Source organism: Luteibacter sp., from assembly GCF_009912395.1.
Classification (GTDB): Bacteria; Pseudomonadota; Gammaproteobacteria; order Xanthomonadales; family Rhodanobacteraceae; genus Luteibacter.
This window is the reverse complement of sequence record NZ_WNDO01000009.1, coordinates 150,331-171,465: the sequence shown is the minus strand read 5'-3', so window position 1 is coordinate 171,465 and position 21,135 is coordinate 150,331. Positions and strand designations below refer to the sequence as shown.

At 66.5% G+C, this 21,135-nt stretch carries 16 protein-coding genes and 1 riboswitch; of the genes, 6 read left to right on the top strand and 10 right to left on the bottom strand.

From position 1 onward, the window contains the following. Nucleotides 1–362 precede the first annotated feature (362 nt). Complete coding sequence (locus GAK28_RS10625; protein ID WP_291778357.1) at nucleotides 363–1,319, bottom strand: helix-turn-helix domain-containing protein; 957 nt, start codon at nucleotides 1,317–1,319, stop codon at nucleotides 363–365. Nucleotides 1,320–1,395: 76 nt separating this feature from the next. Here GAK28_RS10625 and GAK28_RS10620 point away from each other — a divergent pair, with 76 nt between their 5' ends. Next, on the top strand, nucleotides 1,396–2,094 hold the full coding sequence (locus tag GAK28_RS10620; protein ID WP_291778355.1) for a dienelactone hydrolase family protein: 699 nt from the start codon (nucleotides 1,396–1,398) through the stop codon (nucleotides 2,092–2,094). A 63-nt stretch (nucleotides 2,095–2,157) separates the two neighbouring features. Here GAK28_RS10620 and GAK28_RS10615 read toward each other — a convergent pair whose 3' ends face one another. Next, complete coding sequence (locus GAK28_RS10615) at nucleotides 2,158–2,331, bottom strand: DUF1328 domain-containing protein (RefSeq protein ID WP_291778364.1); 174 nt, start codon at nucleotides 2,329–2,331, stop codon at nucleotides 2,158–2,160. A 223-nt stretch (nucleotides 2,332–2,554) separates the two neighbouring features. On the opposite strand from GAK28_RS10615, the gene GAK28_RS10610 reads away from it, so the two are divergent. Next, nucleotides 2,555–3,334, top strand: coding sequence for an isocitrate lyase/phosphoenolpyruvate mutase family protein (locus tag GAK28_RS10610; RefSeq protein ID WP_291778353.1), 780 nt, complete (start codon nucleotides 2,555–2,557; stop codon nucleotides 3,332–3,334). Between the two features lie 112 nt (nucleotides 3,335–3,446). On the opposite strand, the gene GAK28_RS10605 is transcribed toward GAK28_RS10610, so the two are convergent. The 7 genes from GAK28_RS10605 to GAK28_RS10575 form a co-directional block, all read right to left on the bottom strand. Further along, complete coding sequence (locus GAK28_RS10605; protein WP_291778350.1) at nucleotides 3,447–4,031, bottom strand: hypothetical protein; 585 nt, start codon at nucleotides 4,029–4,031, stop codon at nucleotides 3,447–3,449. A 139-nt stretch (nucleotides 4,032–4,170) separates the two neighbouring features. After that, entirely contained in the window at nucleotides 4,171–4,998 is an 828-nt protein-coding gene (gene queF, locus GAK28_RS10600; RefSeq protein WP_291778347.1) for an NADPH-dependent 7-cyano-7-deazaguanine reductase QueF, read from the bottom strand. Nucleotides 4,999–5,044: 46 nt separating this feature from the next. After that, nucleotides 5,045–6,037: an aldo/keto reductase gene (locus GAK28_RS10595; RefSeq protein WP_291778344.1), complete on the bottom strand. Its 993-nt coding sequence runs from the start codon at nucleotides 6,035–6,037 to the stop codon at nucleotides 5,045–5,047. Beyond that, nucleotides 6,034–6,471, bottom strand: a complete 438-nt coding sequence (locus GAK28_RS10590; RefSeq protein WP_291778342.1) for a MerR family transcriptional regulator — start codon at nucleotides 6,469–6,471, stop codon at nucleotides 6,034–6,036. The genes GAK28_RS10595 and GAK28_RS10590 overlap by 4 nt, the downstream gene beginning before the upstream one ends. A 46-nt stretch (nucleotides 6,472–6,517) precedes the next feature. Then, nucleotides 6,518–6,907 (bottom strand): acyl-CoA thioesterase, encoded by a 390-nt coding sequence (locus GAK28_RS10585; RefSeq protein ID WP_291778339.1) that lies wholly within the window; start codon nucleotides 6,905–6,907, stop codon nucleotides 6,518–6,520. A gap of 173 nt (nucleotides 6,908–7,080) precedes the next feature. Next, nucleotides 7,081–8,109, bottom strand: a complete 1,029-nt coding sequence (locus GAK28_RS10580; protein ID WP_291778337.1) for a ribonucleotide-diphosphate reductase subunit beta — start codon at nucleotides 8,107–8,109, stop codon at nucleotides 7,081–7,083. A gap of 93 nt (nucleotides 8,110–8,202) precedes the next feature. After that, on the bottom strand, nucleotides 8,203–10,713 hold the full coding sequence (locus GAK28_RS10575; RefSeq protein ID WP_291778334.1) for a ribonucleoside-diphosphate reductase subunit alpha: 2,511 nt from the start codon (nucleotides 10,711–10,713) through the stop codon (nucleotides 8,203–8,205). A gap of 157 nt (nucleotides 10,714–10,870) precedes the next feature. Beyond that, a riboswitch (cobalamin riboswitch) is annotated at nucleotides 10,871–11,083 on the bottom strand. Nucleotides 11,084–11,301: 218 nt separating this feature from the next. Between GAK28_RS10575 and GAK28_RS10570 the strand changes: the two genes are divergently transcribed. The 4 genes from GAK28_RS10570 to GAK28_RS10555 all read left to right on the top strand — a co-directional run bounded on the left by GAK28_RS10570 (nucleotide 11,302) and on the right by GAK28_RS10555 (nucleotide 18,959). Beyond that, nucleotides 11,302–13,548: a response regulator gene (locus GAK28_RS10570; RefSeq protein ID WP_291778331.1), complete on the top strand. Its 2,247-nt coding sequence runs from the start codon at nucleotides 11,302–11,304 to the stop codon at nucleotides 13,546–13,548. 290 nt (nucleotides 13,549–13,838) lie between these two features. Continuing rightward, complete coding sequence (locus tag GAK28_RS10565; RefSeq protein WP_291778329.1) at nucleotides 13,839–14,690, top strand: NmrA family NAD(P)-binding protein; 852 nt, start codon at nucleotides 13,839–13,841, stop codon at nucleotides 14,688–14,690. Between the two features lie 87 nt (nucleotides 14,691–14,777). After that, entirely contained in the window at nucleotides 14,778–16,418 is a 1,641-nt protein-coding gene (locus tag GAK28_RS10560; protein ID WP_291778327.1) for an AMP-binding protein, read from the top strand. Nucleotides 16,419–16,499: 81 nt separating this feature from the next. Further along, nucleotides 16,500–18,959, top strand: a complete 2,460-nt coding sequence (locus tag GAK28_RS10555; protein ID WP_291778325.1) for a membrane-bound PQQ-dependent dehydrogenase, glucose/quinate/shikimate family — start codon at nucleotides 16,500–16,502, stop codon at nucleotides 18,957–18,959. A 543-nt stretch (nucleotides 18,960–19,502) separates the two neighbouring features. Here GAK28_RS10555 and norR read toward each other — a convergent pair. Further along, nucleotides 19,503–21,023, bottom strand: coding sequence for a nitric oxide reductase transcriptional regulator NorR (gene norR / locus GAK28_RS10550; protein WP_291778323.1), 1,521 nt, complete (start codon nucleotides 21,021–21,023; stop codon nucleotides 19,503–19,505). Between the last annotated feature and the right edge of the window lie 112 nt (nucleotides 21,024–21,135).

The following is a 21,135-nucleotide window of genomic DNA, read 5'->3' as shown; positions in this document are numbered from 1 at the left end:
AGGCCGCGACGCGATAACCGATTGCACCGCGCTGGGTTCCAGCGTGCGCTGGAACGACGGATCGCGAGCTCGTCGTTCCTGTGAAAACAGGAACCCAGCGTCTCGGTTCACCAGCATGGCGAGGGCGTCGCATCGGCTTGTGCGTAGGAGGCCGCGAGGCGATAACCGGCCGCCTAGTGCTGGGTTCCAGCGTTCGCTGGAACGACACATCACCTCACGTCGTTCCTGTGAAAACAGGAACCCAGCGCCCCGGTTCGCCAGCATCGAGAGGGCGCTGCATCGGCTTTTACGTAGGAGGCCGCGACGCGACAACCGATTGCCCCGCGCTGGGTTCCTGCGTGCGCAGAAACGACGAGTCTGGGTCAGGTAGCGCGATACGTGCCTGGCGACATGCCAGTGATGCGGGCGAAGATTTTCCGGAACGAACCAGTGTCCTCGTAGCCGACAAGGTAGGCGATCCGGTCGATGGACCATCGCGTACTCGAGAGCATCGCGCAGGCTTCCGCCACGCGCAGATGTTGGCAATACGCGGTGGGCTTCATCCCCGTCGCTTTCTGGAACCGACGCAGGAAGGTCCGCTCACCGAGCCCTGCCTCGGCCGCCATCGTCGCGACATCGATGCCGCGCGTCCCTGCACGATGCAACCGATGCTGCACGTGAAGGATGGCTGTGTCGCCATGATCGAAATCCGGCGAGAAAACATATGCCGTCGGTGTCATCATCCCCGGCGGATCCACCTGCATGTATCGCGCGGTATCGAGCATCGCCTGAGCGCCGAGCAAGCGCTCGACCAGACGCAACCCGACAGCCGTCCATGACATGAGACCGGCACCGGTCACGACGGGGCCATCGTCGAGGAGGCCGCGATCGGCATCCACGCGAACGTCAGGATGCCGCCGCGATAACTCCCTCGCGTACATCCCATGCGCCGTGACCAACCGGCCGCCTAGCGCACCCGAGGACGCCAGCGCGAACACCCCGGAACACACACCAGCCAGCAACGCACCCTCGGCATGCCGCGCATGCAGCCACGTTGCCATGGGCGGATGGAACCGCGCGGCCAGCGGATCGTCCACGCTGGGCGGCAGCACAAGTGCCTGGGGCGTGCCTCGCGCTCCGGGCGACGAATCGAACACCCGCCGCGCATCGGCGTCGTAATGGCTGACCCGCAGCATGGTCGGTGCGTCGCCGTCGTCCCGGCGCACGAGCCGGTCGGCAATCTGGAACAGGTCGGTCAGGCCGCGGATGGCCGCTTCCTGGGCGCCCGGGTAGAGCACCAGGCCGACCTCCAGCGCGACGTTGTCAGTTTTGCCATGCATGGCGTCAGTTTAGCCAACTGCGCGCGGCCATAGGCGTGGCTACCTTGGTGGCCGGTCATCTCACCTGGAGTCACCCATGAGCGAATCCCTCACCGTCACCACGTCCGACGGTTCCTTCCACGCCTACGTTGCCCGCCCCGCCGTGACACCCGCGCCGATCGTAATCGTCGTCCAGGAGATCTTCGGCCTTACGGAAGGCATCCGCAGCATCGCCGACGGATGGGCGCGTGAAGGCTACCTCGCGGTGGCCCCGGACCTGTTCTGGCGCTTCCGCCCCGGCATCGTGCTGTCCGAGCACAGCGAAGACGACTGGAAGCAGGCACTCGACTATTATCTCCGCCTCGACCTGGACAAGGCCGTCGACGACATCGAAGCCACGCTCGCCGCCGCGCGCGACCTGCCGGAGGCTGGCGACCGTGCCGGTGTGACGGGCTACTGCCTCGGTGGCCTGCTCACCTTCCTCACGGCCGCGCGCGGCAACGTGGACGCCGCCGCCGAGTACTACGGCAGCCGTACCGACGAATTCGTCGCCCGGGCCGTGCATTCGAAGACGCCGTTGCTGATTCATCTGGCCGGCGAGGACAAGTTCATGGACCGGACGGCCATCGACACGGTCGTCAATGGCCTGCGCGACAACCCGCATGCCGAGGTGCATGTGTACGAAGGGCGCGACCACGCCTTCGCCCGGCCCAACGGCGCGCACTTCCATGCGGACGACGCGGCGCGGGCCAATGCGCGCACGCGGGCGTTCTTCCGCGAAACGCTGCGCGACTGACGCATGAAAAAACGCCCCGGTCTGGGGCCGGGGCGCTTCTCCTGTCACTCGGTGCGATTCGAGCTATACGCGCGGACCTCGGCGGAAACCGCCGAACAGCAGCGAAAGCACGAACAGGATCAGGAACACGACGAACAGGATCTTCGCGATGCTGGCGGCGCCGGCGGCGATGCCAGTGAAGCCGAAGATCGCGGCGATGATCGCGATCACGAAGAAAATAACGGCCCAATGCAGCATGGCGATGGTCTCCGAATGGGTGGTGGGGCGGCCCGGCTTTCGTTCGTCCGGGTTCGGGGGCCATTCGAGCATCGCTGTGTTGAAGGTCGTGTCTGTAGGCGGTGAGACGGGATCTCACCCGGCCTATGCGGCTCCCTCACAAAACGGCATCGCGACTGAAGGATATTGCGAGGTCGCCTTCAGAGGAGGATCGTTGCCGGACTTTTCCGAAGGAGTGCGACCCATGTCCGTGCAACGTTTCCGGGAACTGCATCGCGGCGACCGCCTGCTCGTCCTGCCCAACGCGTGGGACGCCGGCAGCGCCGTGGCGATCCAGCATGCCGGGGCCTCCGCCATCGCCACCACCAGCGCGGGTGTCGCTTGGGCCTGCGGCTGGGCCGACGGTAACCACCTGCCGGCCGACGAGATGCTCGCAGCGGTGAAGCGCATCGCCCGCGTGGCGAAGCTGCCGCTCACCGTGGATATCGAGGAGGGTGGCTCGGACGACGCAGCCAGCGTCGGGCGCTTCGTGGCATCGCTGGTCGATGCGGGCGTGGCGGGGATCAACATCGAGGATGGCGCGGGTAAGCCGGAGGCGCTGGTGGTCAAGCTGAAGGCGATCCGCGCTGCATTGGGCGGGCGCGATCTGTATATCAACGCCCGTACGGACGTCTATCTGCGCGGTCTCGCCTCGGGCGACGCGGCGGTGGATGAGGTGGTACGTCGGGCGGCGCTGTATCGCGAGGCGGGTGCCGATGGTTTGTTCGCGCCGGGGATCAAGGCCGTGGACGATATCCGTCGCGTGGTGGCGGCCATCGGCGACATGCCGCTGAATGTGATGCTGGTGCCGGGGTTGCCGTTACGAGAGGAACTGTTCGCTGCGGGCGTACGGCGGCTGAGCGCGGGCATCGCGCTGTCGATCGACGCGTACGCCGGCGCGGCGAAGGGTGCGGCGGTGTTGCTGGGTGTCGAGCAGCCGAAGGCTTTGGACTACGGCACCCTAAACGGCCTCCTCGCCCTGTAGGAGCGCGCTTGCGCGCGATCGCGCGCAAGCGCGCTCCTACAGGTGTAGAGCCGCAAAGAAAAAAGGCGCGGCCGAAGCCGCGCCTTTTTTGCATCCCGCAAGAGCGGAAGGCTTACTTCTTCTTGACCTCGAAGGCCTCGTTGCCGACGGCCTGGCCGTTCAGCGAGATGACGACCTTGTACTTGCCTTCCGGCCACTCGTTCGGGTTCTGGATCTTGAACGTGGTGACGGCCGGGCCATCCGTGCTGATCGACTGGCTGATGTCGCTCACCGTGGTGGCGGTGTCGCCGTCCTGGAAGGTCCACTTGGCGGCCAGGGTGGCGCCGGCGGTGCTGCCTTCGGTGGCGACCGAGGCGTAGATCGTCTTGTCGTTCGGGGCGAAGGCGTTCTTGGCCTTGGCGACCTTCTTGTCGGCGCCGACGGCATTGCCGAGGGTGACCGAACCGACCTTCAGCGACTCGCTGGCGGTCGGAGCGGCGGGAGCCGGAGCGGCAGCCGGCTGGGCGGCCGGGGCAGCGGCGGCGGTACCGGCGGCAGCCGGGGCGGCGGGCGCGGTGGACGCCGGAGCCGGCGCAGTGGCTGCCGGAGCGGTGGAGGCCGGGGCCGGAGCGGCGTTCTGCTGTTCGTCCTTCTTGCCGCAGGCGGTGAGGACCAGCAGACCGGCGATGGTGGCCGAGGCGAGGACGGACGAACGCATGGAAAGCTTCATGTCTGGATTCCGGAGAGTACTTGTCGGTATGAGGGACGCGCGTGGGGCCGATCCCCTTCGACGCGGCAGGTTACAGGCTACACAACTAAAGGCAAGACCAATGAAGATGGCATGAATGCGCCATTCATCATTGACGGGCGCCGCGCGGGTTTTCCGGGCGCAGGGACGCGTCGGTGCTGCGGAACGGATTGATATCCAGGCCGCCGCGACGGGTGTAACGCGCGTACACGGTCAGCGCTTCCGGAGCGCAACGTGCCTGGATATCCATGAAGATGCGCTCGACGCACTGCTCATGGAATTCCGTGTGGCTACGGAAGGACACCAGGTAACGCAGCAGGCCCGCGCGGTCGAGCGGGCGGCCGGTGTAGGCGATCTGCACGCTGCCCCAGTCGGGCTGGCCGGTCACCGGGCAGTTGGAGCGAAGCAGGTGCGACACCAGCGTCTCGCGCACGTCACCCTCGCCGGTGGCGAGGAAGTCGGCGCGCGGCGGGCCGTAGCTGTCGAAATCCAGCGTCATCGTGTCGAGCAGGATGCCTTCGGGCTCGCCGATCGGGGTACCGCGCAGCGCTTCAGGGGTATGCAGGGTGATTTCGACAGGACCGCCGGAGGCGGCGGAGAGGTCGCGGACGAGCGTCTCGCGCAGCGCCTCGATGGAGGCCACCGTCTCCTGGGCGAAGCTGTTCAGGTATAGCTTGAACGACTTGGATTCGACGATGTTCGGCGTGGTGGCAGGAAAGCGGAACTCGGCCACGGCCACCATCGGCTTGCCGCGAGCATCCAGCCACGACAACTCGTAGCCGTTCCACAGGTCCACGCCGTGGAACGGCAGCGGACCGGCGGCGACGCCGATCTCGTCGCGCTTGCCCTGGCGGGGGATGGGGAAAAGCAGGCTGGGGTCGTAGCGGTCGGCGTAGACCGTGGTCTTGCCCAGGGGCGAATGTTCGGGAGACGACATGGCGGTTTGCTGCTGGCAACAAACCGCCATTATAGGTCGCCGGGGCTCAAGCGTTGATCGAGCCCATCATGTGCGGCAGGTAACGTGAACCGGCGGCGGCATCGGCCGGGAACACCGCGTCGATCTCGGCCACCTCGGCGGCGCTGAGCGTCACGTCGGCGGCGCCAGCGTTTTCCTCCAGGTACTTCACGCGCTTGGTGCCGGGAATCGGCACGATGTCGTCGCCCTTGGCCAGCACCCACGCCAGCGCCAGCTGGCCGGGCGTGCAGCCCTTGTCGGCGGCGAACTGCTTCACCTTTTCCACGATGGCGAGGTTCTTCGTGAAATTCTCGCCGGTGAAGCGTGGATTGCTGCGGCGGTAGTCGTCTTCCGCGAAATCCTCCGGCCGGGTGATCGCGCCGGTGAGGAAACCACGGCCCAGGGGGCTATAGGCGACCAGGGCGATGCCGTTGTCGCGACAGGCGGCCAGCGAGCCGGTGGTTTCCGGATCGCGCGTCCACAGGGAGTATTCGCTTTGCAGCGCGGTGATCGGATGCACCTTCGCCGCGCGGCGGATGGTCTCGGCGCCGGCCTCGGACAGGCCGAGATGGCGCACCTTGCCCTCCTTCACCAGATCAGCCATCGCGCCGACGGTTTCCTCGATCGGCACGCTGCGATCCACGCGGTGCTGGTAGTAGAGATCGACATGGTCGGTTTTCAGGCGGCGCAGGCTGGCGTCGATCGACTTGCGCACATAGTCCGGATGGCCGTTGGCGCCGCGCACGGTGGGGTCGTTGGGATCGCGCACGATGCCGAACTTGGTGGCAAGAAACACTTTGTCGCGACGGCCCTGGAGTACGCGGCCGAGCAGTTCCTCGTTGGTGTGCGGTCCGTAGACGTCGGAGGTGTCCCAGAAGGTGATGCCCAGGTCGAGCGCGCGTTCCAGCGTGGCGATGCTTTCCTTCTCGTCACCGGGGCCGTAGAACTCGCTCATGCCTATGCAGCCGAGGCCGAGGATCGAAACCTCGGGGCCGTGCTTGCCGAGTTTGCGGGTCTTCATGCGTTTCTCCTTCGTTTCGAGGGGATCTTGCCGGTGGTCTGGCAGGAGGAAGACGGGGCCTCATCGGTGACATAGCGTGCACGGTACCTCGCGATCTTCGCGTCGAGGCGGTCGATCGTTTCCGTGAGCAGGACCAGTTCCGAGCGCAGGTGCGTGGCATGGCGACCGAGCAGTTCGCCGCGCAGCCGGATGCTGTCCTGCGTGTCGCCGAGACGGCGCAGGCGCATGTATTCCTGGATGTCGCGCATGGGCATGCCGGTGGCGCGAAGGCACTGCACGAAGCCGATCAGGCGCATGTCGGTGTCGCCGTAGACGCGCTGCCCGCTGCGTCGAGGCACCGGGTCGATCAGGCCGATCTGCTCGTAGTAGCGCAGCGTGTACGCGGTGAGGCCGCTGGTCTGCGCGGCCTCGGCGATGGTCAGGGCGATGGGCATGCCCGAAAGCGTACGCCTTCGAGCGCGCTCTAAGTCAACAGGGGGATCAGGCCTGCGGCGGGTCGATCGGGGCCGGCTTGTGGTCCGGGCCAAGCGCGATCATCACGAAGGTGCCGCGGGTGCACAGTTCGCGTGCGCCGGTGATGAGGTCTTCGGTGTACATGGCCACGTCGACCTTCATCGACGTGCGGCCCACGGAAAGCACCGTGGCGATCAGCTCGACCATCTGGCCCTTGTGCACAGGCACGTGGAAATCGACCTGCTCGGAGCGGGCGGTGACCACGACCTTGCGCGAGTAGCGGGAGGCGGCGAGAAAGGCCGCCTTGTCCATCCATGCCAGCGCCTGGCCGCCGAACAGCGTGCCGAGGTGGTTGGTGTGGTCGGGGAAGACGATCTCGAGGACGCGGGCCTCGGTGGGGCGGGAGATGGGGAGCATGGGGAGGCGAATGAGCGTGGGGAGAGGCCCATTCTATCGCGGATGCTGCACCGCCGCATAAGTTGTAGGAGCGCGCTTGCGCGCGACCCGCGGCAGCGGCAACCTGGCCGCCACGGCCGGATCGCGCGCAAGCGCGCTCCTACAAGAGCTATCCCGCAACAAGCGGGACAGGATCAGAACGACTGGTCGAACGAGACCTCGCCCTGCACGCCCACCTGGTACGACGAGACGCGGCGCTCGAAGAAGTTGGTGAGTTCCTGGACGTCCTGCAGGTCCATGAAGTCGAACGGATTCTTTGCGCCGTACTTCTTCGGCATGTCCAGCTGAACCAGGCGCTGGTCGGCGCAGTACTCGAGGTACTGGCGCATGTCGTTCACCGAGAGGCCGGCCACGCCGCCCGAGAGGACGTCCTGGGCGAACTGCGTCTCGCAGGCGATGGCGTCTTCCAACATCTCCTCAACCTGCATGCGCATCTCTTCGTCGAAGAGATCCGGCTCTTCCTCGCGCACGGTGCGCACGACGTCGAAGGCGAAGGCCATGTGGCCGGACTCGTCACGGAACACCCAGTTGGTGCCCGAGGCGAGGCCGTGCAGCAGGCCGCGCGAACGCAGGTAGTACACGTAGGCGAAGGCGGCGAAGAAGAACAGGCCTTCGATGCACGCGGCGAAGCAGATCAGGTTCAGCAGGAACTGACGGCGGTGTTCGCGAGTTTCCAGGCGGTTGATGTCCTGGATGGAGTCGATCCACTTGAAGCAGAACTCGCCCTTCTGGCGGATCGAGGGGATGCTCTCGATGGCGGCGAAGGCCTTGTTGCGCTCCGACGGTTCCGGAATGTAGGTGTCGAGCAGGGTCAGGTAGAACTGCACGTGCAGCGCTTCTTCATACAGCTGGCGCGAGAGGAACATGCGCGCTTCGGGCGAGTTCACGTGCTGGTACAGGTTGAGCACCAGGTTGTTCGACACGATCGTGTCGCCGGTGGCGAAGAAGGCCACGAGGCGATGGATGAGGTGGCGGTCGGCATCGGACATCTTCGACTTCAGGTCGGTGACGTCGAGCGAGAAGTCCACTTCTTCCACCGTCCAGGTGTTGCGGATCGCGGCGCGATACATCTCGTAGAACTTCGGATAACGCATCGGACGCAGCGTCAGTTCGAAGCCGGGATCGAGCAGGTGGGCATCGCGGGTGATGGGGGCGGCGGACATCGGGGTACCTCTTTCAGCGGGTGAGCGGCGCGCTACGCGCCAGCATCGAAATGGAGCGGGACGGCCGCACGGCCGTCCCGCGGGTGGTGCGTGTTACTGGCAGGCTTCGCAGTACTCGGGGTTTTCGAGCGAGCAGAACACTGCGGCGGTGGCTTCTTCCTGGGCGTCAACGACCGGGGCGACCGGTGCGGAAACCGAGGCGCTGACCGTGGTCTTGGCGATACGGGTAGCCGGACGCGAACGCAGGTAGTAGGTGGTTTTCACACCCGACTTCCAGGCGTACATGTACATCGACGACAGCTGACCGATGTTCGGGTTTTCCATGAACAGGTTCAGCGACTGGCTCTGGTCGATGTACGCACCGCGAGCGGCGGCGAGGTCGATCAGCGCCTTCTGCGGCAGCTCCCACACGGTGCGGTACACCAGGCGCAGCTGGGCGGGGATGGCGGTCACGCCCTGCACCGAACCTTCGGCCAGCTTGATCTGGTCACGCACTTCGGCGGTCCACAGGCCCAGCGTCTTCAGTTCGTCGACGAGGTAGCGGTTCACCACCAGGAAGTCGCCCGAGAGCGTTTCGCGCTTGAATAGGTTGGACACCTGCGGCTCGATGCACTCGTAGCAACCGGCGATCGAGGCGATGGTGGCGGTCGGCGCGATCGCGATGAGCAGCGAGTTGCGCAGGCCGTGCTGCTTGATCTTCGCGCGCAGCTCGGCCCAGCGTTCGTCCTTGCCATTCGGGGTAGCGGCCGGCCAGTAGTCGAACTGCAGCTCGCCGTTGGCGGCGCGGCTTTCGTCGAAGCCCGGGTGGGCGCCGTCACGCTCGGCGATCTCGTTGGACTGCGACAGCGCGTGGAAGTAGATCTCTTCCTGGATGCGCGTGGACAGCGTACGGGCTTCGTCGGAGTCGAACGGCAGGCGCAGCTTGAAGAAGACGTCCTGCAGGCCCATCACGCCGAGGCCGACCGGGCGCCACTTCACGTTCGCCGTCTTCGCGGTGGCGATCGGGTAGAAGTTGAGGTCGATCACGCGGTTGAGCTGGCGCACCGCCGTACGGACGGTGGTGGAGAGCTTCTCGAAGTCGAACACGCCGTCCACGACGTGGCGGGCGAGGTTCACCGAGCCGAGGTTGCACACCGCGGTCTCGTTCTCGTTGGTGACTTCGAGGATCTCGGTGCAGAGGTTCGACAGATGGATGACGTTTTCCGGACGCGCGGTCTGGTTGCTGGTCGCGTTGGAGCGATCCTTGAAAGTCATCCAGCCGTTGCCTGTCTGCGCCAGCGAACGCAGCATGCGGGCGTACAGCTCGCGCGCCTTGATCGACTTGACGGCGAGGCCCTCGGCCTCGGCCTTCTCGTAGGCTGCGTCGAAGGTGGCACCCCAGGTGTCGACGAAGTGCGGCACGATCTTCGGATCGAACAGCGACCAGTCGCCGTCCGTCTCCACGCGACGCATGAAGAGGTCCGGCACCCAGTTGGCGAGGTTCAGGTTGTGCGTGCGGCGGGCGTCGTCGCCGGTGTTCTCGCGCAGCTCGAGGAATTCCTCGATGTCGGCGTGCCAGCTTTCGAGGTACACGCAGGCGGCGCCCTTGCGCTTGCCGCCCTGGTTCACGGCGGCGACCGAGGCGTCGAGCGTCTTCAGCCACGGCACGAGGCCGTTGGAGTGGCCGTTGGTGCCCTTGATCAGCGAGCCGCGCGAACGGATGCGTGAGTAGGCCAGGCCGATGCCGCCGGCGAACTTCGACAGCTGGGCCACGTCGCCGTACTTGGCGTAGATGGATTCCAGCGCGTCCTGCGGCGAGTCGAGCAGGAAGCACGACGATAGCTGCTCGTGCGCCGTACCGGCATTGAACAGGGTCGGCGAGCTGGCGAGGTATTCCAGCGACGAGAGCATGCGGTACAGCTCGAGCGTCTCGGTCACGTCGTTGCCGCCGAGCGCGCAGGCGATGCGCATGAAGAAGTACTGCGGCGTCTCGATGACGAAGCGCTTGGTCGGGTGGCGCAGCAGGTAGCGGTCGTAGACCGTACGCAGGCCGAAGTACTCGAAGCGGCGCGAGGCGGTGGTGTCGATCGCGTCGTTGAGCTTGCGCGAGTTGGTCTGCACGAAGTCGCGCAGACGCTCGTTCAGGATGCCCAGCTCGGAGCCCGTCGCGATGGACTGCGAGAACGACTGGATTTCCTGGCCGGCCACTTCCTTGTCGATGAACGCCGAGAGCAGGCGCGCGGCGAGCTGGCCGTATTCCGGTTCCTCGGCGGTGAGCGCCGCGGAGGTGCGGATCGACAGCTGGTCGAGTTCCTGGGTGGTGGCGCCGTCGTACAGGCCGCCGATCGTCTTCAGCGCAACGCGCATCGGATCGACCGCGAACAGGCCATCGGCGCTGCGAGTCACCGCGCGCACGATCTTGTTGACGTCAACGGTTTCCTGGCCGCCGTTGCGCTTCTTCACGCGCATCTGGCCGGGGCTATGGGGAGGAGTCAGGGTGAACGCCGGCGGGGCGTCGTTGCGGTAGCCGGCAGCGGGCGCCTTCTCGGCGGCAGGGTTGGGGGTGGCGGTCGTCTCGGCGGCCGTCTCGGTGCGCTCGCGCGCTGCGGAATCCATCGTGGTCATGTGTGGCGTGCCCCAGGGCCTGTATCCAAACACCCGTTCCCTCGAAACGGGGCTCGACGCGGTAGCGCGTCGCGGAAAGGCCGGGGATGGGAGCGTTCAGGGACTCCCGTCCGCGACGTACCTCCCCGCGGAAGCCGCCACCACATTCATCGATGCCGGCGTGGCACCGACCGCTGGGAGGTACTCGGACTCGTGGACAGGGGCTTTTCGACCCGGCCATCCCGCCTCTCGCCGCCTCCCGAAGGGGCGATGCGATCCACGGGACCGTCTCCACTTACCGTTGCGGGGCAGTTCCGGATTTGCACCGGATTCCCTCACATCCGACGGTCATTTTCTGACCAGTTCGGACACCAGCGAGACACACGATATAGGCGGGGAGAGGGTAGGTCAACACAATATGTAGGGTCAGTTCGTATGTCCTTGATCGGCGGGGCCGACACGCTGCCAGCCGGCCGGAAGGGGGCTTCCGACGGCCTCTAGCACCGATAGACGTCAATAAGATGTGAAGATCGTCTACACAAAGTTGGCCTTGCAACGAAGCTAGACTTCGCGGTCGCCAACCGTTCCGCCACAAGGATTCCAAGCTAGATGCCCTCTTCTTTCGAGTTGCAGGACCACTCACTGCTTGCCCAATCGCTCGACGCCGTGCCTTTCGGCGTCGTGGCCCTCACCCCGACCGGGGATTTGCTGTACGCCAACGCCTGGGCGCGGGGGCGGCTGGGTGTGGCCGGGTTCCTGGGACTGTGGAGCCCCGGCGACGCCGACCGCCTTCGGGCGGCTCTGGTGGCCGATGACGGCCCTCGGGAGCTGGAACTGCGGACGGCCGACGGTTCGATCTGGCGCGTGGCCCTGGAGCCCTGGGGGACGGGCAGCGTGATCGGCACCTTGCGCTCGCTCGACGCCGTGCGCCTGGACCCGTCCATCGACATGACCCAGGACCAGCTGCGCCAGGCCCAGAAGATGGACGCCATCGGCAAGCTGACCGGTGGTGTCGCCCACGACTTCAACAACCTGCTCCAGGTGATCAGCGGCAACCTCCAGCTGCTGACCGCTGACGTCAACGGCAACACCCGGGCCGAGCGCCGCGTGGCCAACGCCATGGCGGGCGTCACCCGGGGTGCCCGTCTGGCCGCCCAGCTGTTGGCCTTCGGTCGTCGCCAGCCGCTGGCGCCCAAGGTGGTCAACATCGGCCGCTTCGTCCGCGACATGGACGAACTGCTGCGCCGCGCCCTGGGTGAGGCCATCGAGGTCGAGACCGTGATCGCGGGCGGCCTGTGGAACACCCTGATCGACCCGACCAATGTCGAGAACGCCCTGCTCAACCTCGCGATCAACGCGCGCGACGCCATGGACGGGCAGGGCAAGCTGACCATCGAGGCCGGCAACGCCCTGCTCGACGACGCCTATGCCACGGCCCACGGCGACCTGCGCCCCGGCCAGTACGTGATGCTGGCGGTGACCGACACCGGCGGCGGCATCCCGGCCGCGATCCTGCCGCATGTGTTCGAGCCCTTCTTCACCACCAAGCCCGAGGGCCAGGGCACTGGCCTGGGCCTGTCGATGGTCTACGGCTTCGTGAAGCAGTCCGGCGGCCACGTGAAGATCTACAGCGAGCCCGGCCACGGTACGACGGTGCGGATCTACCTGCCGCGCTCCACGCAGACCGAAGACCGCATCGTCGACCTGGACGGCGGCGAGGTCCGTGGTGGCGACGAGACCATCCTGGTGGCCGAGGACGACGACGCCGTGCGCGAGACCGTGGTCGGCATGCTGGCCGACCTGGGCTACCGCGTACTGCGGGCGCGTGACGCCGAGAGCGCGTTGTCCATCATCGAGAGCGGCATCGCGATCGACATGCTGTTCACCGACGTGGTGATGCCCGGTCCGTTGCGCAGCCCCGAGCTGGCGCGCAAGGCGGTGGAACGCCAGCCGGGCATCGCTGTGCTGTTCACCTCGGGCTACACCGAGAACGCCATCGTCCACGGCGGCCGCCTGGATGAGGGCGTGGAGCTGCTGAGCAAGCCCTACACCCGCGAGGCCCTGGCCCGTCGCGTGCGCCACGTGCTGTCCGGTCGCGTGCCGCGCACGGCGTCGAGCGAGGCGCCCGCGCCCGCGATGCCGGTACCACCGCGTCATGGCCCATTGCGCGTGCTGGTGCTGGAAGACGACGCGCTGATCCGCCTGTCGATCGCCGAGATGCTGGAAAGCCGCGGGCACACCGTGTTCGAGGCGGGCGACGGCAACGAGGCGCTGCGCGTCTACGCTACCGAAGTCATCGACGTGATGCTGGCCGACGTGGGCCTGCCGGGCCTGAGCGGCGTGGAGGTGGTGGAGCGGGCCCGCGAGACCCGTCCCGACCTGCCGGTGATTTACGCCACGGGCGACCACGCGGCCAACGAGATCCACCGCGACGCCCGCACGGCGATCATCGTGAAACCCTATGGCGTGGCGGAATTGACGGAAGCGCTGGCGCGCGATCGGGCATGCCGCGGCACCCCAACAGGCGCGTCATCACATCCCGACCCACTTCTTGCCCTGCTTCAACACCGTGTCGCAGACCTTGCGGGTGAGCTGGGCCTTCAGGTCGCCGGCCTGGCCCTGGCTTTGTTTGTTCTCCTTGCCCAGGTCCAGGATCGTCTTGCCCTTGTCGTCGTTGAGCAGGCCGCGCTGGCCTTCGACGAAGCCCATGTCCTGCTTCTGCTTGGACTCGCCGCCGAGCTTGGAGATGAGCTGGTCCTTCACGCCGCTGGCGCCGCTGTCGCCGCCCAGATAGTTGTTGCTGACGCAGTACTGGATGATGCCGGCGGCATTGCCCATGCTGCCCGACGCGAATGAATCGCCACCGCCGCCCTTGCCCAGCAGGCCGCCGAGCTTGTCCAGTTGCATGGCGGAGGCACCGCCTCCGGTCAGAGTCAGTGCCAAGGCGAGGCCGGCAACGAGGGTGCTCTTCATAAGGTGGGCTCCTCTGGGTTGGGGTGCGTGAAGGAATACCCCCCGGCACGTTAGGAAGATGTGTGCCGAGACGCCTCGGTCGTGATCGAAAGTCATTGAAGACGTACCGCTGCGTCGCTTCAGTCATGGATCGCGGATGCCTAACCTTTCTCCATCCCCCACGGAGAAACGCCATGTACGCCATCACCGGTATCACCGGCCAGGTCGGAGCCTCGCTTGCCGAGGCCCTGTTCGCCGCCGGCCGTCCCTTCCGCGCCGTCGTGCGCAGCCCTGAGAAAGCCCGGGGTTTCGTCGAGCGTGGCGCCACGCTGGCGGTCGCCGAACTGGACGATACCGTCGCCCTGACCGACGCCTTCCGCGGCTGCGATGCCGTATTCGTGCTGTTGCCTCCGCAGTTCGACCCCTCGGAGGGCTTTCCGGAATCCAACCGCACCATCGCCTCGATCCGTGACGCGCTGGCCGTGGCGAAGCCGAAGCGTGTCGTGGTGCTGTCCACCATCGGCGCGGAGGCGGCGGAAGAAAACCTGCTGTCGCAGCTGGGTCGCATGGAGGCCGTGCTGGGTGCGTTGCCGATGCCGGTGGCGTTTCTCCGTGCCGGCTGGTTCTTCGAAAACTCGCAGTGGGACGTGTCGTCGGCCCGCGAGCACGGTGTGATCGAAAGCTACCTCCAGCCGCTGGATCGCCCCATCGCGATGGTGGCGACGAAGGATATCGGCCGCCTCGCGGCGAAGCTGCTCGATGAATCGTGGGATGGCGTACGCGTGGTCGAGCTCGAAGGCCCCGTGCGCACCAGCCCCAACGACATCGCCGCCGCGTTCGCGCGCGCGCTGGGTCGCGACGTCGTGGCTCGCGTCGTGCCGCGCGATACCTGGGAGGCGCGCTTCCAGGCGCAGGGCATGCGCCATCCGACACCGCGCATGCGGATGATCGATGGCTTCAACGAGGGTTGGATCGATTTCGGCACGACGTCGGTCAAGGGTGAGACCGGGTTGGACGATGTCATCGCCGAGCTGGTGTCGCGCTGAGGCCATCGCGCGCAAGCACGCTTCTGTAGGAGCACGCTTGCGCGCGATCCCGTATGGTCGAAGGCCTCCCGAAGCACGAGGCCCCGCATGCCCCCCACCCCCAGCTACGTCCACGGCGCGAGCGCGACGCCCCTGCTCGGCGAGACCGTCGGCGAACTGCTCGACCGCGTCGCCGCCCGCTGGCCCGACCGTCCCGCCCTCGTGGTACGCCAGCAGGGCGTGCGCTGGACGTACCGGCAGTTCCATGCCGAAGTGGAACGTGTCGCAGCCGGCTTGCTGGCGCTGGGGCTGGAGCCGGGCGATCGCGTCGGTATCTGGGCGCCAAATCGCGCCGAGTGGGTGGTGACGCAGTTCGCCGCGCCGAAGGCCGGCCTCGTACTGGTCAACATCAACCCCGCCTACCGTTCGCATGAGCTGACCTACGCGTTGAACAAGGTCGGCTGCCGTGCGCTGATCCTGCCGCGGGCATTCAAGAGTTCGCATTACCTGGAGATCCTCGCCTCGGTACGCGCGGAGCTTGCCGGCCTTCGTCATGTGATCCTGCTCGACGACATCGCCGAGCCGGGGACCTTGCGCTGGTCCGACATCGTCGCCGACGACGCATCGCGCGCCACGCTGGCGGTGGTCGAAAAGCGCCTGTCGTTCGACGATCCGGCGAACATCCAGTTCACCTCTGGCACCACGGGCGCGCCGAAGGGTGCCACGCTCACGCACCACAACATCGTCAACAACGGTTTCTTTATCGGCGAGGCCATGCGTCTTACCGAGGTCGATCGCCTGTGCATTCCCGTGCCTTTCTATCACTGCTTCGGCATGGTGCTGGGCAACCTCGCCTGCGTGACGCATGGCGCCTGCATGGTGATTCCGGGGGAGGGCTTCGATCCGCTGGCGACGCTGGAAACTGTGGCAGAGGAACGTTGCACGGGCCTGCACGGCGTGCCGACGATGTTCATCGCCGAACTGGAGCATCCGCGCTTCGGCGAGTTCGACCTGTCGAGCCTGCGCACCGGCATCATGGCCGGCTCGCCATGCCCCATCGAGGTGACGCGGCGCGTGGTCGACGAGATGCACATGGCGGAGGTGACCATCGCCTACGGCATGACGGAAACGAGCCCGGTGAGTTTCCAGACCGTCACCGACGATCCGTTGGAACTGCGTGTCTCCACGGTGGGTCGTGTGCATCCGCACGTGGAAGTGAAGGTCGTGGACGATGTGGGCCATATCGTGCCGCGTGGCGAGACGGGCGAACTGCTCACCCGGGGCTATTCGGTGATGCGCGGCTACTGGGGTGACGAACTGGCGACGCGGACGGCGCTGGACGCCGCTCGCTGGATGCATACGGGCGACCTGGCGACTCTCGATGAGGACGGCTACTGCCGCATCGTCGGCCGGCTCAAGGACATGATCATCCGCGGCGGCGAGAACATCTATCCGCGCGAGATCGAGGAATTCCTCTACGGTCATCCGGACATCCAGGAAGTGCAGGTCTTCGGCGTGCCCGATCCCCGGCTGGGCGAGCAGGTCGCCGCCTGGGTTCGCCTGCGCGAGGGTGCGACCTTGACCGAGGAGGCCATCCGCGAGCATTGCCGTCGCCAGCTAGCCTATTTCAAGGTGCCGCAGCACGTGCGTTTCGTGGACGCCTTCCCCATGACGGTGACCGGCAAGGTGCAGAAATACCTTATGCGTGAGGCGATGATCGCCGAACTGGCCGGAAACGCCACGGACTGAGCTTTCGCGTCTCCACCTGGGATTCACGCCCCCACGGCCAACCTTTCATCCGTCCAGGGGCGGTCGTTCCAAGGTGAGGCCATGAATCGAACCAGGAGTTTCCATCCGGCGACGCTGTTCACCGCGCTCGTCTTCGCACTGTACGGTGCCGCGCTGGTGTGGGGAGGGATCGAACTTGTCCGGTTGGGCGGGTCGGTTTATTACCTGGTCGCGGGTGTCATCACCGTGCTGGTGGCTCTGCTGCTCCTGCTCAGGCAACGCTCGGCGGTGACGATCTACGCCTTGTTGCTGATCGCCACCACCGGCTGGGCATTCTGGGAAGTGGGGCTGGACTGGTGGCAGCTGCTGACCCGCCTCGACGTCTGGTTCGCCCTGGGCCTCTGGTTGCTACTGCCCTGGCCGCGTCGTGGCCTCAACCGGGAGCGTTTCTACGCCAGCGCACGCGGTACGGGTGGCGGCATCCTGTTTCTGGGCCTGCTCGTCATGGCGGCGGTGGGCGTGGCGGGTGTGCTGCATCCGGAACGGGACATTCCCGGCGAACTGCCGATGGCCGATGTCACCGGTCCGCAGGGCGACCGCGCGATGCGCCCCGACGGCGACTGGACCGACTACGGCGGCTCGCCTTACGGACAGCGCTATTCCCCGCTGACCCAGATCACCCCGGACAACGTCGGCCAGTTGCAGGTGGCCTGGAAGATCCAGACCGGCGATGTGCCGGGGCCGGACGATCCGACCGAGACCACGGCGGAAAACACGCCGCTGAAGATTGGCGACACGGTCTATCTCTGCACGCCGCATAGCCGCGTGATCGCGGTGGATGCCGCGACGGGCCAGAAGCGCTGGGAGTTCGATCCGAAGTTGCAGAGCCCGGTGGGCTTCAAGCACTGGGAACACATGACCTGCCGTGGCGTTTCGTACCACGACGACATGAAATACGCCTCGGCGGTGATTCCGGCCCCGGCCACGACGGCCGCGGGCGTACCGGCTCCCGCATCGACGGCACCGCTGCCGGCACCGGCCAATGTATCCGCGACCTGCCCGCGTCGCCTGTTCCTGCCGACCGCCGATGCGCGCCTGATCGCGTTGGACGCCGATAGCGGCAAGCCGTGCACGGACTTCGGCAAGGACGGCACGGTGGACCTGCGCGCGAACATCGGTCCGTTCACGCCGGGCGGTTACTACTCCACCTCGCCGCCGGCCGTGACCCGCGACCTGGTCATCATCGGCGGCCATGTCACCGATAACGAATCCACCAACGAGCCGTCGGGCGTGATCCGCGCCTACGACGTGCACGATGGTCATCTCGTGTGGAACTGGGATCCGGGCAAACCGGACGACACCGCACCGATCGCGACCGGCGAAACGTATACACGCAACTCGCCGAACGTCTGGTCGGTTTTCAGTGTCGACGAAGACCTGGGCATGGTCTACCTGCCGATGGGCAACCAGACGCCGGACCAGTTCGCCGGGGATCGCACACCCACGTCGGAGAAGTACGGCGCGGGCATCGTGGCGCTGGATATCGCGACGGGCAAGGTGAAGTGGAATTACCAGTTCACCCACCACGACCTGTGGGACATGGATATCGGCGGCCAGCCGACCCTGATAGATCTCAAGACCAACGACGGAATGAAGCCCGCGCTGATCGCGTCGACGAAGCAGGGCAGCGTGTATGTGCTGGATCGTCGCGATGGTACGGCGATCGTGCCCATTCGCGAGGTGGAGCGTCCGCAGGGTGCGGTGGCGGGCGACCATACGTCGCCGACGCAGCCGATGTCCGATCTGAATTTCGCGCCGCCGGACGTGCGCGAGAAGGATATGTGGGGCACCACGCCACTCGACCAGTTGTGGTGCCGCGTGCGTTACCGTTCGCTGCGTTACGAAGGCATGTTCACGCCGCCGTCGTTGCAGGGTTCGCTGGTGTTCCCGGGTAACTTCGGCGTGTTCGACTGGGGTGGCGTGTCGGTTGATCCCACGCGGCAGTTGATGCTGATCAATCCGAGCTACATGGCCTTCCAGTCGAAGCTGATTCCGAAGGAGGAGTTGGCGAACGTGGAGGTGAAGGAATCCAAGAGCGAGACGGAAGGCATCAAGCTGGCCAAGGGTGCGCCGTACGCCATCGAGTTGTCGCCGTTCCTTTCGCCGCTGGGCATTCCCTGCCAGGCGCCGCCGTGGGGTTATGTCGCGGGCGTGGATCTGGGCACCGGTCGGATGATGTGGCGTCACCGGAATGGCACCATCGTGGACAGCGCGCCGCTGCCGATTCCGATGCCGCTGGGTGTACCGAGTCTCGGCGGCATGCTGACCACGGGTGGTGGCGTCACCTTCCTGAGCGGCACGCTGGATTACTACGTGCGTGGCTACGACGTGCGCACGGGCCGCAAGGTGTGGGAGGCGCGCCTGCCGGCCGGTGGGCAGGCGACGCCGATGAGCTATGCCGATGCGAGCGGTCGTCAGTACATCCTCGTGACGGCGGGCGGACATGGTTCGCTGGGTACGAAGCAGGGCGATTGGGTGATCGCTTACGCCTTGCCGAAGTAAGCGGTTAGCTGCTGCGCAGCTCGTGTTTTTAGCGGCTGCTTCGTAGGGGGTGGCTCGCCTGCGGCGTCGCGCGCGGCGCTCGGGCGTGGCGGTGGAGCCGTCGGGCCACCGCCGGGGCGCGCCGGCTCCGCCGTCCCTCGGGAAAGGTTGGCCGCTACGCGGCCCATGTCTTGTGGCTGCGCCCCTTCGGGCTCGGGCAGGTGGTCGAGGTTCCTCGACTCGGCATCCTGCCTCGGCGAGGAATGGCGGTCATCCTGACCGCCACCGCTGCGCGGCCTTCTTCGACCACCTACCCTCGGCTCCTCAAGTCGCGCCCCGGCGGCGGCCCGACGGCTTCCGAACGTTACGGTGGCCTTGTAGGAGCGCGCTTGCGCGCGACCCGCGGCAGCGGCAATCTGGCCCGCTTCGCGGGATCGCGTGCAAGCACGCTCCTACAGATCAGCCGGGCTCTGCTTTTGTAGGAGCGCGCTTGCGCGCGATGGGGCTCGCGGTAACGTTGCATCGCGTGCAAGCACGCTCCTACAAGAAAGCTTGATGCCGTCATTAGCCGATACCAAGCCGCGTGGCGGATCGGCGCAGGTTAGCTCGGTCGATGCCCAGTTCACGTGCGGCGGCAGCCCAGTTGCCTTCGCCGCGTTGCAGCGCGTCTTCGATGCGGCGACGCTCGTAGAGCGCGAGTGCTGCGCGCAAGGGAAGCGCATTGGCTTCGCGCGGAGCTTCTGCGATCGCGGGTTCCGCTGGCGCGATAGACAGATCGAGGTCGGCCGTGTCGATCGTCACCGCTTTGTCGCGACCCATGCGTGCCAGCGCCTTGAGCGCCGCGCGACCGATGGTGTGCTCCAGTTCGCGTACATTACCTGGCCACGACCAGGCCTGGATCGCTATCTGCCCTTCAGGCGACAGGCGCAGGCCGGTGAGGCCGAGGCGTGCGCGGTTTTCTTCGAGGAAGCCACCGGCGAGCAACAGCACGTCGGTGTCGCGTTCGCGCAGCGCGGGGACGGTGAGCGGGTAGGCGCTGATGCGGTGGTAGAAGTCGGCGCGGCAGCGGCCGGCGCGGACTTCGTCGGCGAGGTCGCGATTGCTGGCGGCGATGATGCGTACGTCCACGCGATGCTCGCGATCCGACCCCACGCGTTGCAGCTGACCGCTTTGCATGACGCGCAGCAGGGCGGCTTGTGCGGCGAGGGAGAGGTCGGCGACTTCGTCGAGGAAGAGCGTGCCGTGGTCGGCCAGCTCGAACTTGCCGCGACGGTCGGTCATCGCGCCGGAGAACGCGCCGCGCACATGGCCGAACAGTTCGCTTTCCAGCAGGTGTTCCGGCAGCGCGGCGCAGTTCACGGCGATCAGCGGTCGGTTGGCGCGCGAGGATGCGGCATGGATCGCCTGCGCGACCAGTTCCTTGCCCGTGCCGGTCTCGCCGCGGATCAGCACGGTGAGATCGCTGTGCGCGACGGTGGCGATGTCGTCGACGAGGCGGCGGAAGGCGGAACTGCGTCCGGTCAGTCGACGCACGGGGGCCTGTCCGGCGGCGAGGCGGAAGCTTTCGGCGTCGCGTTGCAGGCCGTGCATGCGTTCGCTGGCGGCGACCGTCGCGGCCGCGAGGCTGGCGAAGGCGCGCAGGATGGATAGGTCGGCGGTGTCGAAGCGGCCGGCTTCCAAAGCGTCAAGCGTAACGAGACCCCAGGGCTTGCCGTCGACATGCAGTGGGCAGCCCATGCAGTCGTGTACGTCCAAGTGCGGTTCGGCGGTGACCAGGCCGTCGTAGGGATCGGGCAGCGGACTGTCGGCGGGGAACAGCGTGGGTTCGTCGCTGGCGAGCAGCGTCGCGAAGCGCGGATGGTCCGCGACGCGGAAGCGGCGGCCGAGCGTGTCGGGGCTGAGACCGTCCACGGCCAGCGGCACGAGTTCGTCGCCTTCCAGACGAAGCAGCGCGCTGGCGTCGCAGGCGACCAGGCCGCGCAGGGCTTCGAGCAGGCGGCGATAACGCTCGGCTTCGGGCAAGTCGCGGGAGAGGTCGTCCACGAGGGGAAGCAGGGACGCGAGGATGTGGGTGGATGTCGTCATTCTGACCTCGGTGCGAGTCGTTACGACCCGGTCCGGATGGAAGTCATTATGACTCGGTCGATGAATAACGTATTGATCCAAAAGGTCGCAGGGGGCTGGCACGGGATGTGGA